Raw genomic sequence first — 13,846 nt, forward strand, 5'->3', positions numbered from 1 at the left:
TAGGGTGAGGGGTGTGGGGTGTGTTTTGTTATTTAGAGTCAGACTTGTATTCGTACTCGTAGTAGCCGTAATCCTGATAACCCGTCGCACGGCGGAAGATGGAGTTCAGAATGACCCCTTTCACCTCAATACCGTTCTGCTCAAAGCGGCTCAGGCTGGTTTCCACTTCCTTCAGGGTGTTCACCGCATAGCGTGCAACCATCAGCGTGGTGCCCGCATGACGCCCTACCACGGCGGCGTCGGTGACCGCCAGAATTGGTGGGGTATCGATCAGCACCAGGTCATAGTTTTTGCTTGCCCACTCGATCAGCTGCGTGAAGCGCTCGCTCATCAGCAGTTCAGACGGGTTCGGCGGTACCTGGCCACGCGGGATCAGGTCAAATTTCGGAATCGAGGTCGGCTTGGCGCTCTCGCTGATCTCCCCTTTACCCAGCAGGATTTCCGACAGACCGTTAACGTTGTTGGTACCCAGCAGCTCATGGGTGTAGCCCTTACGCATGTCGCAGTCGATCAGCAGCACGCGCTGGTTGGTCTGGCTCACCACCGCCGCCAGGTTGGCACAGACGAAGGTCTTACCAATTGACGGGCTGACACCGGTCATCATCAGGACGTTGTTTTTGGCCTGCATCATGGCGAAGTGGAGGCTGGTACGCAGGCTACGCACCGCTTCAATCGCCAGGTCGGTCGGGTTACCCACGGCCAGCAGCTGGCTCTGTTTGTAACGCTTGACGCCCTTAACGGTTTTGACGCTGTCACGGGACTTCTGCCACTCCGAAAGCGGGATGCTGGCGTACACGCTGATCCCGTTCTCTTCCAGCACCTGCGGGCTTTCGATACCGCGGTTGAACAGCGAGCGCAGCAGCACGCCGACGATAGAGAGCATCAGGCCGAGAATAATGCTGCCGAGGATAATCAGCGCTTTCTTCGGCTTCAGCACGCCCGGCTGGGTAATCGCCGGGTCAACGATACGCACGTCGCCCACGGTGCTGGCTTCGGTGATTTTCAGCTCCTGCTGCTTGTTCAGCAGTTGCATGTAAACCTGCTGGCCGGATTCCACATCACGCGTCAGGCGTACGATTTCCTGCTGCGTCTTCGGCATCGCGGTCACGCGGTCATTCAGCTTCGCCTTCTCTTCTTCCAGGGTACGACGTTTCTCGAGCAGCGTGCGGTACGCCGGGTGACGTTTGGTATAGAGCTTGGAAATTTCCGCCTCTTTAAAGGTCAGCTCGTTTAGCTGCGCATCAATATTGACCATGGAGTCGAGAACCGATTTCGCCTCCAGCGGCAGGTCGACGGAGTCTTTATCCTGACGGTATGCGTTCAGCTTGTTCTCGGCGTCATCCAGACGGGCGCGCACCTCCGGCAGCTGTTTACTGAGGAACGCGAGGCTTTTAGCGGCTTCCGCTGACTTGCGCTCAACGTTCTGCTCAAGGTAGTTACGGGTGATGCTATTCAGGATGTCGCGGATTTGATCCTTGTCTTCACCGGTGAAGGTCATGCTCAGGACGCCGGTGTCCTTGCCGTTTTCGGTGACGGTCAGGTTGTTTTGCAGATTGTTGATCATCCCGAGCGTCGAGAATTTGGTGACCGTAAACTCACCGCCCTCGTGCGCCTGGATGGCACCAACCCTGATGCTCACGCCATCTTTGGTCAGCATCTGCCCCACTTCGCCGCGCGCGCTGAAGCCTGCGTCGCTGGTCAGCTGATACTGTTTTGGTCCCAGCACGGTCAGGGTAAAGGTTTGGTCCCCTGCCCCTTTTGGAATCACGAAGTCGGTCACTTTTACCGTATCGTTACTGCGCCCCATCAGGCGATCCCAGCCTGCGCCAAACACCGGGAAGGTGTTTTTGGTGACCGCGATATCCAGCCCCAGATCGTGAACCGTTTTGCCCAATACCAGGCGCGACTGGATCAGCTGAATTTCAGCCTCCGATGCCGGCGGCTTGTTGGCCAGCGCAGAGCCGATATCCTGAACCAGCGAGTTTCCGGTATTTTGTTCGATCTGCACCAGCGCGTCGGCGCTGTAAATAGGCGTCGCGAACAGCGTATAAACGATCGCCGCCACGGCAAAGATGGCGGTTATACCCAGCACCCACCATTTCGCTTCAATAACGGTCCCGACCAGGCGACCGATATCGATTTCATCACTGCCCGACGTCGGGGCGGCAGAAGGTCTTGTTTTTTCTGTCATTGTTATCCCTGCTGAGCTTTCAGTGCCTGCGCCCACTGGCGGGCAGACTGGTCTAGTAAGGTGTATACCGCCTCAAAGGCCTCGCGGCTCTTGCGATACGGATCGGGAATTTCGCGCTCACCATCCCAGTGACCAAACAGCATCACCTTGCCGCGCATCTCCGGTGCAATATCGCACAGCGCGTGAATGTGGCGTTTTTCCATCGCGAGGATCAGGTCATATTCCCGGCACATTCGGCCAGAGACCTGACGGGCAACGTGCCCGTCGAGTGAGAGGTTATGCTCAAGGGCGACGCTTGCGGCACGTTCGTCGGCACCTTTTCCGACCAGCGCGCCCAGCCCTGCGGAGTCGACCGTTAACGCAGGCTGGTAATTTTTCAACAGCCTTTCAGCCGTGGGGGAACGGCAAATGTTCCCCACACACACCACCAGAATTTTGTTAAACATCGCGGCTTACCAGGTATGAATGTCGCTCGCCGTATCCGTCATGTAGCGAACGCCACTGATGGTAGGCAGCAACTGGTTGATCAGACGGTTCCAGCGGGCAACCGGCGCGGTGGTGACATAGACCACATCGTATGGCTGGAGACGGAACGACGTTGCCATGACCAGCGACGTCGCGTCGGACATGTCCAGCTGGTAGATGTTGGCAATCTTGCCTTTCGCGTTTTCGCCTTTGATCGGACGGATCACAAAGATACCGCTGGCGTTGGAGGCGGTCAGATCGATACCTTCCGCGTTGCCCAGGGCTTCGGTCAGGGTCATACCGCTGAAGTCCATCTTAAGGGTGCTCTGTTTCTTCACTTCACCCATCACGAACACTTTCAGATCGTCGTTGCGCGGCACGTAAAGAATATCGCCCGGATAGAGGAGACGGTTCTGGGTCAGGTCACCGTTTTGCATCAGCGCCTGAAGCGAAATGCGCTGCTCTTTGCCGTTGTGGGTCAGCACCACGTTGCGCCAGTCAGCACCGTCGGTTAAGCCGCCTGCGGCATTGATCGCATCAAGAACGGTGAGCGGGACGTTAGTGATAGCCTGCTGGCCGGATTTGTTGACCTGGCCTGAGATATAGGCTTTCTGGGATCGGAACGCGGCGATATTAACGTCCACCTGCGGGTCAGCAATGTACTGCGCCAGGCGGCCGGTAATATCACTACGGATCTCAGCAAGCGTTTTTCCCGCGACGTGCACTTTGCCAATGTAGGGATAGAACATGGTGCCATCGGACTGTACCCAGTTACCGGTGTCGCTTGAGCTGCGGTACTGGCCCGCAGGTGTGGTCAGTTCAGGGTGATCCCAGACGGTCACGTTAATGACGTCACCTGGACCAACGCGATACTGGTAAGAGGCAATTTCCTGGTCCAGAGACATATTTGGCTGAGCAACATTCGGACGTGGGCGTAATTGTTCTACCAGACGTGGGGTTAATGGGTAAACATTCACCATTTTGTCGAGATCAAAATCAGCATCCTGCTGTTTAATCACATCCTTGCCCATTGTTGACATATTGCTGCCGGGAAAGACCGTGCAACCACTCATCAAGGTCACAGACACCAATAATGGCATCAATTTCATTTTGGATTTCATCATTGATTATTTATCACTTTGGCAGAGTAATTATCCTGTGCAATTAAAATAAGCGCGGGTCGTGGTGACAATCAGAATGCAGTTAATCATTTAGCAATATAACTGGCATCAGTCCTAAAAAAAGCTTATTCATCCATTGGCTATTGACAGAATAATTGAGGCTGATTCACACGCTTTCAGGCACGCTACCGCCCTTGGCTTTCAGTTACCAATCCACTGACTAAACAATGCGTTATGGTTAGACACCCTCTTGGATCAGGCCTTTTGAGAAATATATCCGCCACCTTAAACGGGTGATTGATAATGTATAACCTTCACCAAAGACTGAAACAAAAATAGCAACAAGGAGATTTAACATTTGATGCTGGAAGAATTGTTGCAGCTAACCTAATAGCAGGCAAGGAGACAACCGTCCTAATATTCGTTTTTAAGATTAATATTAAGAGCAAAGTTTTGAGGTTTTCGGATTTTCTTTATATTGACAAAATAGAGCGCCAGACCATTTATTGCGATATATCCTAAATATCGTCTTTTGTAATTAAATCTTCGCATTTAACTTATTTACACCGCCCCGCAAATGGGTTTTACCTGAGTGTAGCATTAAGAGAAATCTCACCCCGGCATTGCAATTTCCGTCTGCTTTATCCATGATCGAAGTGTGACATTAGTCATATAACAGAAGGTATTACATTTACTATGGAATGGATTGCCGATCCATCAATCTGGGCCGGGCTGGTGACGCTGGTCGTCATCGAATTAGTGCTCGGCATTGATAACCTGGTGTTTATCGCCATCCTTGCCGATAAATTACCCCCTTCACAACGCGACCGCGCCCGCGTGACGGGTCTTCTGCTCGCCATGGTGATGCGTCTGCTGTTACTGGCCTCAATATCATGGCTGGTCACGCTCACCAAACCCTTATTCAGCGTGCAGGGTCTGAGCTTTAGCGCCCGCGACCTGATCATGCTTTTCGGCGGATTGTTCCTGCTGTTCAAAGCCACGGTTGAGCTTAATGAGCGGCTGGAAGGAAAAGACAGTGAAAACCCCACCCAGCGGCGCGGCGCTAAATTCTGGCCGGTGGTCGCGCAGATAGTGGTGCTGGATGCCGTCTTTTCTCTCGACTCCGTGATTACTGCCGTCGGGATGGTTGACCATCTGGCGGTGATGATGGCCGCCGTGATCATTGCCATCACCCTGATGGTGCTCGCCAGTAAAGCCCTGACGCGCTTCGTGAACAGTCACCCGACTATCGTCATTCTCTGTCTGAGCTTCCTGCTGATGATTGGCTTTAGCCTGGTGGCGGATGGTTTTGGCTTCCATATCCCGAAAGGATATCTGTACGCAGCCATTGGTTTCTCGGTGCTTATTGAGTTTCTTAACCAACTGGCCATTTTCAACCGCCGCCGTTTTCTTTCCGCGAACCAGACATTACGACAGCGCACCGCAGATACGGTGATGCGCCTGCTGAGCGGCAAAAAAGAGGATGCCGAGCTGGATGCTGAATCCGCTGCGATGCTAGCCGACCACAGCGACGGGCAGATCTTCAACCCGCAGGAACGCCGGATGATAGAGCGCGTGCTTAACCTCAACCAGCGCTCGGTCAGCAGTATCATGACCTCCCGCCACGACATTGAGCATATTGACCTGACGGCACCGGAAGAGCAGATCCGTGCCCTGCTGGATAAAAACCAGCACACCCGCGTGGTGGTGACCGGCGGAGAAGAGGAAGAAGAGCTGCTGGGCGTGGTACACGTGATTGACCTGCTGCAACAGCAGCTTCACGGTGAGCCGCTCAACCTGCGCGCGCTGGTGCGCCAGCCGCTGGTCTTCCCGGAAGCGCTGCCGCTGCTCTCCGCGCTGGAGCAGTTCCGCAACGCGCGTACTCACTTCGCGTTTGTCGTTGATGAGTTTGGTTCTGTGGAAGGGCTGGTGACGCTCAGCGACGTGATGGAAACCATCGCGGGTAATCTGCCTAATGAGGTGGATGAGATCGATGCACGCCACGATATTCAGAAAAACGCAGACGGCAGCTGGACCGCCAACGGCCATATGCCGCTCGAAGATCTGGTGCAGTTCGTTCCGCTTCCGCTGGACGAGAAGCGCGAATACCACACCATCGCCGGTTTGCTGATGGAATATCTGCAACGTATTCCGCAGCCGGGCGAAGAGGTCCAGGTGGGGGATTACATGATCAAAACCTTGCAGGTAGAGAGCCATCGCGTGCAGAAGGTGCAGCTGATACCGCTGCGCGGTGAAGATGAGATGGATTTTGAGGTGTAAAAAAGCCGGGTGGCGCTTCGCTTACCCGGCCTACGGTGTCTGGCTTTTGTAGGCCGGGTAAGGCGAAGCCGCCACCCGGCACAACAGGCATCAGAGCTTATCGAGCAACTTTTTCACGTCCTTACCAGACTGAGACTCTTTATTGCGGTCCGCCCAGTCATTCAGCCGACGTTTCGCTTCATCCTGAAGGTGCTTACGCAGGATCTGATCGACCTGCAAACTGTAATTCAGTTCCTGCCATTTTCCGTACACGCGCAGCGGTATCGGCGTCTGTTTCAGGAACTCGACAAGCTGGCCTTCCCCTTCCCAGCCGGCCTTCACGCGGACGTTGAAGCGGGTGTCAACCGTCTCTTTCACCAGATCCAGCGCGCCGTTTCCGGTCAGCGCCAGCAGGGACGAGATTCCCTGCATCTCGTCGAGCGAGAGCTGACCGTTGTCGAGGGCAAGCTCGCTGGTAAAGCTGTCGAGACGGGTTGCGCTGTCGTAGTTTTCATTCGCCTTCACGCTGCTGCTGCGCTCTACCGCCTGCTGCACCAGTTGCTGGAAGTTCAGCCCTTCCATGCGCGAATCTTTTAGCTCAACGTGCGCCTGCCCCTTCCAGCTACGACGGAAGGCGTCCGCATCAATCTTCGTGCCGGAGAAATCCCCGGCCAGCGACAGCTGCCCCGTGAGGGAAATCGGGTAATTAAAGGCTTTCAGGATGGTGCCAATCTCAACGTTTTCCAGACGCGGCTGGAACGCGGCGCTGGCAATGTCTTTACGTACGTCCAGCGTGCCCGGCAGGGAGAGATTTCCTGCCCCCATTTTTCCGCTGAGCTCAGAGATGACCAGCAGGCCGTTGTGGTTGAACATCTGGCTGTTGACGTCAGTAAAATCAATCCCACGCCAGCGCACGCTGTTCGCTTTCAGCAGAATGTCGGCGGTAAATCCGCGCAGACCATTGTAGTCAGGCAGATCGAGACTGGAGGAGATCACCGGACGCGACTGCGTGACCTGGCTTTGCCCTACCTGTGCGACACCCTCATCGGTCGCATTCACCGTTTGGGCCGCGAGCAGGTTCTCAAGGTTCAGCTTGTCGAATTGCAGATCCAACACCCACTTGGGTTTTTCATCAAGCGTGACGCTCGCCTGCCCCTTCAGGGAACTGTCGTTGGCCTGGAGGTTGAGCGCGTTCAGTTCGAGCTGTTTGCGCTCCTCGTGCCACACCGCCTGCATCGTGCCCTGGCCGGCGATCCCCTTCGCGGGTAAATCCGCGCCGGTCAGCTGCCAGTTGACCTGCTGAACGTCCGCCGTCAGCTGGTGCGGGTAGTCAGAGGCGTTCACGTTCGCATTCATCGACAGGTTGAGATCGCGCTGGTTACGGTTGATCCGCCCGGAGAACTCCATGGTCGCTTGATGGTTGGCGTCCTGCTCCATCCTGAGGTTGATATTGCGGACGGTGATCTGTTCGTCATCCTCATGCTGGAAAACCAGCACGCTGTCAGCGACTTTCAGATTACCAATATCGAAAGACCAGCCGGTGTCAGACGGAACGTCAGGCAAAGTATTTTCACGCGGTGCGACCGGAGCATTCGCCTGACGAACGGCTTCGGTTTGTGGCGTAAGCTGAATCACCGCCCCTTTCAGCATCACCTGTTCAACCTGGAGCTGATGGGATAAGAGCGGGATGAGCGCGACATCAAGACGCATGTTATCCGCCGTAACAAGCGGCTGCGCGGCGCCCGGCGCGGTGAGCGACATACGTCCGGAGAGAATGCTGAGCTGCGGCCAGACGTGCCAGCGCAGCGGCCCGTCCAGCTTGAGTTCATACCCGCTGCGCGTTTCAACCTGCCGCACCATGTAGGCCCGGAAGTCATTCGGGTTAACCAGCAGCACCAACGCTGAAAGGCCAGCCACCAGCACCACCAGCAAAATCATCAGCGTTGTCAGAACTCTTCTCATGGCTTCCTCAGTGAACTCACAGATCAGTCTTTATCGATACGGCTGGCAACCGCACCCTGCTGGTCGCGATATTTTGCGTCCTGACGGCGGTTATAAGGACGGTCTGCCGGGCCGGTCAGCGGTTCGAAGCTCAACGCACCGATCATCATTCCCGGGCGAAGCGCCAGCGGCAGTTTACCGGCGTTAAAGAACTCCAGCACGATACGGCCAGACCAGCCCGGATCGATACGGTGCGCGGTGACGTGCACCATCAGGCCCAGACGCGCCAGAGAAGAGCGTCCGTCAAGCCAGCCGACCAGATCCGCAGGCAGCGTGACCGATTCAAAGGTCACCGCCAGCGCCAGTTCGCCAGGATGGAGATAAAACGCCTCTCCTTCTTCGATGACGATTTCGTCACTCATGACGCGATCCAGCGCCGCACTGACTTCGTCTTTCGGCCCGCTGAGGTCGATAAACGGTGCCGTGTGGCCGCTGAAGGTGCGGAACTTATTCCCCAGACGTACATCGACGGTCACGCCGTTAATACGCTCAACCGGCGGACGCGGGGTGATAGACAGGCGGCCTTCATCCAGCCAGGCTTCTATATCGCGGTCACAAAGACGCATGGCACTTTCTCCTTTCGTGCATCGCGCCCTGAATCCTTACGGCGTCAGGGCAAAACCAGGTTATCTCTGAACGGTACACAATTCACACGGCTTATTCAAAAAACTGACTGATTTTCGCTTTTAAGATATCAATGGCAATACGGTTTTTACCGCCGCGAGGCACAATAATATCGGCGTATTGTTTAGAAGGCTCAATAAATTGCAGGAACATCGGACGAACGGTTTTCTGATACTGCGCCATCACGGAGTCCATGGAGCGACCGCGTTCGTTAACGTCGCGTTTAATACGCCGCATCAGGCAGATATCCAGCGGGGTATCGACGAAAATCGAGAAGTTCATTGATTCGCGCAGACGGGCGTCGGTGAGCAGCAAAATCCCTTCAAGGATAATCACCTTCTTGGGCTCAATGCGGATCGTTTCCTGGGTGCGGGTATGTTCCACGTAACTGTAGACGGGCAGCTCAATCGCCTCGCCGCGCTTCAGCGCTTCCAGATGCTGGAACAGCAGACTGTGATCCATCGCACTGGGGTGGTCGTAGTTGGTTTTTACGCGCTCTTCCATCGAAAGATGGGATTGATCTTTGTAATAGCTATCTTCGGGAATAACACCGATATGCTCATCACCCACTTGTTCACGCAGTTCGCGATAAAGCGTACTGGCAATAAGACTTTTACCTGAAGCCGATGCGCCGGCGATGCCTATGATGACGCACTGATGAGACTTATCAGTCATAAATTTAGCGACCTGATTAACCTGGATGTAAGGAAGGACGACGCCGGAGCGTCAAACGCGGCAATTATAGGGATTTCGGGGGCGTGATACCAGTCGAATGCGCAGGTTATGCGAGGCGGGCTGAAAAGCGCCGTTTCACGCCTTTAGCGAAATTTTTACGCACGGATTTTCACCATTTCATCCCCCTTCTTCGCAGAGTAACTATTTTATAAGTCTATGAAGTCAAAATCTGAGCACTCAGCATATGAATTGTAAAATGTTTGTACTAGCATAAACCAAATTAATGATTTCACGCGTCCGGAGCTGGCTCCTGACAACACGGCGTCCCTGGATAGAGCGGTAATGAATAAACAATACCAGCGGGTTTTGGTTACTACCCCACATCCTTTACTGCGGCTTGTCTGTCTGGGTCTGGTCACGTTCATCTTCACCTTATTTTCCCTTGAGCTGACTCGCTTCGGTTCGCTGCTGGCGCCATTGTGGTTCCCGACCTCCATTATGATGGTGGCGTTTTACCGCCATGCGGGAAAAATGTGGCCCGGCATCGCCCTCGCCTGCTCCTTTGGAAATATTTTTGCCTCGTGGATGCTCTTTTCATGGGAATCAATCAACTTAACCTACACGGCAATCAATATTATTGAGGCCTGTGTTGGTGCGGTGTTGCTGCGTAAGCTGCTCCCCTGGTATAACCCGCTGCAAAACCTCAACGACTGGATACGCCTTGCCCTCGGCAGCGCCCTGGTGCCGCCGCTGGTGGGCGGCATTCTGGTTCATTTTCTGGTGCCAGGCGCGGAGCCGCTGCGTAATTTTCTGTTTTGGGTACTTTCAGAAGCCATTGGCGCGCTGGCGCTTGTACCTTTAGGTCTGCTGTTTAAACCGCATTACCTGCTGCGCCACCGCAACCCGAGACTGCTGCTGGAAACGCTGGTGACCCTGGTCGTTACGCTGGTTCTTAGCTGGACGGCTATCACCTGGCTGCCGTGGCCGTTCACCTGCATCATCGTTTTGCTGATGTGGAGCGCGGTACGCCTGCCGCGAATGGAAGCATTCCTGATTTTTTTATTCACCATCATGATGGTGTCCTTGATGATGGCGCGAAACCCGCCCTCCATGACACCTTCAAACATGATGGTGACCTTCAACGCGCCATGGCTTCCCTTTCTGATGATGCTGCTCCCCGCCAACATTATGACGATGGTGATGTATGCCTTCCGGGCCGAGCGTAAACATATTACGGAAAGCGAAGAACGTTTTCGTAATGCGATGGAATATTCCGCGATTGGTATGGCGCTGGTGGGCATTGAGGGCCAGTGGCTTCAGGCCAACAAGGCGCTGTGCAATTTCCTCGGTTACAGTCAGTCTGAGCTTCAGTCGCTCACGTTCCAGCAGTTAACCTGGCCGGAAGATTTAAATACCGGCCTGGAGCAGTTGCAACAGCTGATTAACGGGGAGATCAACAGCTACAGCCTCGAAAAACGCTACTACACCCGCAGCGGCGAAGTGGTGTGGGCGCTGCTGGCCGTTTCCGTTGTGCGCCATGCAGACGGCACGCCGCTCTACTTTATTGCCCAGATTGAAGACATCAACGACCTGAAACAGACCGAGTGGGTGAATAAGCGTCTGATGGAGCGTATCACCCTCGCGAACGAAGCCGGCGGCATCGGGATCTGGGAGTGGGATCTCGAGCCGGACGTGATCAGCTGGGATAAACGGATGTTTGAGCTGTACGAGATCCCCCCGCACATTAAACCTACCTGGCAGCTCTGGCATGCGGCCATGGTGCCTGAAGATCGTGCGCACGCCGAACAGGTACTGCGTGAGTCACTCCAGGCCAGGGTGCCTTTCAAGCTGGAATTTCGCATTCGCGTCAAGGATGGCATTCGCCACATTCGTTCGCTGGCGAACCGGGTGCTGAACAAACAGGGCGAAGTGGAGCGGCTGTTAGGGATCAACATGGATATGACCGAGGTGAAGCAGTTGAACGAGGCGCTGTTCCAGGAAAAAGAGCGCCTGCATATCACCCTCGACTCCATCGGCGAAGCGGTGCTGTGAACCGATATCGACATGAACATCACCTTTATGAACCCGGTCGCAGAGAAGATGAGCGGCTGGTCGCAAAGCGAAGCGCTGGGTCAGCCCGTTCTGAAGGTGCTGCACATTACCTTCGGCGAGAACGGCCCGTTAATGGAAAACATCCACAGCGGCGATATGTCCCGTACCGATATCGAACAGGATGTGGTGCTTAACTGCCGGAATGGCGGCAGTTTCGACATTCATTACAGCATTACCCCGCTCAGCACCCTGGAGGGGCACGCTATCGGCTCGGTGCTGGTGATTCAGGATGTCACCGAGTCGCGCAAAATGCTGCGCCAGCTGAGCTACAGCGCTTCCCATGACGCCCTTACCCACCTGGCGAACCGCGTCAGTTTTGAAAACCATCTTAAGCGCCTGTTGCAGACGGTACAGGAGACCCATCAGCGTCACGCGCTGGTCTTTATCGATCTTGACCGTTTTAAGGCGGTGAACGATACCGCAGGCCACGCGGCGGGCGACGCGCTCCTGCGCGAACTCTCTTCGCTGATGCTGACCATGCTGCGCTCCAGCGACGTGCTGGCGCGTCTGGGCGGCGACGAGTTTGGCCTGCTGCTGCCGGACTGCAACGTCGAAAGCGCACGCTATATTGCGGGCCGGTTGATCGACGCCATCAACAACTATCATTTTTCCTGGGAAGGACGCCTGCACCGCATCGGCGCCAGCGCGGGGATCACATTGATTGACGACGCTAATTATCAGACAGCGGAAGTGATGTCTCAGGCCGATATCGCCTGTTACGCCTCGAAAAACAGCGGGCGCGGTGTGGTCACCGTCTATGAACCCCAGCAGGAGCGGATCCACAGCACGCGCAGCATGATGTCGCTGGATGAGCAGTGGCACATGATCAAAGATAATCATCTGCTGATGATCGCCCGCAGCGTCGCCTCACCGCGCATTCCCGAGAGCAGTAGCTTCTGGCTGATTTCCCTGCGGTTGTGGACCAGCCAGGGGGAAGTGCTGGAAGAGCATGCCTTCCGCGCCGGGCTGGCGGAGCCGGAGCTGCTGCACGCCCTTGACCGACGTATATTCAGCGAATTTTTCCGTACCTATGCCGCACAGGTGGCGGCCAAAGGGATGGGCGTCGCGCTGCCGCTCTCAGAAGCGGGTTTAGCCAGCGTCACGCTGGTGGATGAGCTGCTCGACCTGATCACCAGAGGTCCGCTGCCGGCGCGGCTGCTGCATCTGGCGATCGCCGTTGATGTGCTGAGCAATACGGATGAAAACGTGCAGCAGGGTCTGCAAAAGCTTCGTCAGGCTGGCTGTCGCGTGGTGCTGACCCGGGTTGGACGCGATATGAACGTCTTCAGCCAGCTCAGCGCCAACACCGCTGATTATTTGCTGCTGGATGCAGACGTGGTAACCAACGTCCACGGCAATCTGATGGATGAGATGATGGTGACCATCATTCAGGGCCACGCCCAGCGTCTGGGCATAAAAACCATTGCCGGGCCATGCCATCAGTCGATCATGATGAATACGCTGTCGGGCATCGGCATTGACTTTATTTACGGCGACACCATCGGGGAAGCGCAGCCGCTCGATCTACTGCTGAATACCAGCTATTTCGCCATCAACTGACGGCGACCAGCCGTCGGTGTACCAGATATGTAACAGCGCATACGAGCGCCACGGCTGCCAGCGCTCGGCATAGCGACGGATCTGCGCGGGCGTCATACCGGCAAAGCGCTGTTTAATGAGATAATCATCCGGCAGGAAAACATCCTTCGCCTGCCAGCCGCGCAAGGCCAGATAATTAGCGGTCCAGCGCCCGATGCCGGGGCGCTGCTGTAGCGCCTTCATCCCGGCCTCGACGTTCGCAGGCGGGAACAGCGGGAATTCACCGTCCACCACCGACTGCGCCAGATGAATCAACGACTCCGCACGCTTGAGCGGCATCCCAAGGGCTTTCAACGCCAGCGGATCCACCGCGGCCAGTACCTCTGGCGGAGGAAAACAGAGGTAGCCCGGCGCGTCCTGGATGGGTTCACCGCACAGCGCCACCACTCTTGACGCCAGTTTTGCCGCCATCGCAACGCTCACCAGTTGCCCGAGAATGGCGCGCACGCCCTGCTCGTAGGCATCCATCGCGCCCGGCAAACGTAACCCCGGCCGCGCCGCGCCGAGATCGCCCAGGGTCTGCGCAATTCTTAGCGGGTCGCAATCAAGATCGAACAGGCGGGCAATGCGATCCAGGCAAATATCCGCCACCGGGATCAGGCCAGGGCTGAGCGACACCGCCAGCGTATGGGTTGCGCTGTCTGGCACAACCCGAAATATGCCCTGATGCCCCGCATAGCCAAAACTGCGTTCGTAGTAATCCTCCGTAACGGTCTCAACCCCTGTGACCGCACGCGCGGCAAGAAAGCCAAACATCCACTGCCAGTCGTAGGGCGGTTGCCAGTTCAGGGTGTACATC

Annotated in this window: 8 protein-coding genes and 1 pseudogene; 2 read left to right on the forward strand and 7 right to left on the reverse strand. The window is 55.8% G+C overall.

The features are described from left to right. Window positions 1-28 precede the first annotated feature (28 nt). Genes wzc through CKK19_RS04590 form a run of 3 tightly spaced genes read right to left on the reverse strand, consistent with a single transcriptional unit; the run spans window position 29 to window position 3,780 of the window. On the reverse strand, window positions 29-2,191 hold the full coding sequence (wzc, locus tag CKK19_RS04580; RefSeq protein ID WP_058646963.1) for a tyrosine-protein kinase Wzc: 2,163 nt from the start codon (window positions 2,189-2,191) through the stop codon (window positions 29-31). Between the two features lie 2 nt (window positions 2,192-2,193). Continuing rightward, complete coding sequence (gene wzb / locus CKK19_RS04585; RefSeq protein ID WP_003862078.1) at window positions 2,194-2,637, reverse strand: low molecular weight protein-tyrosine-phosphatase Wzb; 444 nt, start codon at window positions 2,635-2,637, stop codon at window positions 2,194-2,196. 6 nt (window positions 2,638-2,643) lie between these two features. Continuing rightward, a complete protein-coding gene (locus CKK19_RS04590) occupies window positions 2,644-3,780 on the reverse strand; it encodes a polysaccharide export protein (RefSeq protein WP_022648641.1) in 1,137 nt (378 codons plus the stop codon). A 693-nt stretch (window positions 3,781-4,473) separates the two neighbouring features. Here CKK19_RS04590 and CKK19_RS04595 point away from each other — a divergent pair. After that, complete coding sequence (locus CKK19_RS04595) at window positions 4,474-6,057, forward strand: TerC family protein (RefSeq protein WP_015572372.1); 1,584 nt, start codon at window positions 4,474-4,476, stop codon at window positions 6,055-6,057. Between the two features lie 90 nt (window positions 6,058-6,147). On the opposite strand, the gene asmA is transcribed toward CKK19_RS04595, so the two are convergent. From asmA to udk, 3 genes are all read right to left on the reverse strand, one after another. Further along, window positions 6,148-7,998, reverse strand: a complete 1,851-nt coding sequence (gene asmA, locus CKK19_RS04600) for an outer membrane assembly protein AsmA (protein WP_063853300.1) — start codon at window positions 7,996-7,998, stop codon at window positions 6,148-6,150. Window positions 7,999-8,021: 23 nt separating this feature from the next. Then, window positions 8,022-8,603, reverse strand: a complete 582-nt coding sequence (gene dcd / locus CKK19_RS04605) for a dCTP deaminase (protein ID WP_006811250.1) — start codon at window positions 8,601-8,603, stop codon at window positions 8,022-8,024. A gap of 91 nt (window positions 8,604-8,694) precedes the next feature. Further along, the gene (gene udk / locus CKK19_RS04610) at window positions 8,695-9,336 is read right to left on the reverse strand and encodes a uridine kinase (RefSeq protein WP_000130320.1); all 642 of its coding nucleotides are present in this window, start codon (window positions 9,334-9,336) and stop codon (window positions 8,695-8,697) included. Window positions 9,337-9,678: 342 nt separating this feature from the next. Here udk and CKK19_RS04615 point away from each other — a divergent pair. Then, window positions 9,679-13,008, forward strand: a pseudogene (locus tag CKK19_RS04615) (diguanylate cyclase). Here the strand turns inward: CKK19_RS04615 and alkA are convergent. Further along, window positions 12,973-13,845, reverse strand: a complete 873-nt coding sequence (gene alkA / locus CKK19_RS04620) for a DNA-3-methyladenine glycosylase 2 (protein ID WP_063853301.1) — start codon at window positions 13,843-13,845, stop codon at window positions 12,973-12,975. The pseudogene CKK19_RS04615 and the gene alkA overlap by 36 nt on opposite strands. Window position 13,846: the final 1 nt, after the last annotated feature.

This window comes from Enterobacter sp. CCUG 70166 (assembly GCF_020224095.1).
GTDB lineage: Bacteria > Pseudomonadota > Gammaproteobacteria > Enterobacterales > Enterobacteriaceae > Enterobacter > Enterobacter intestinihominis.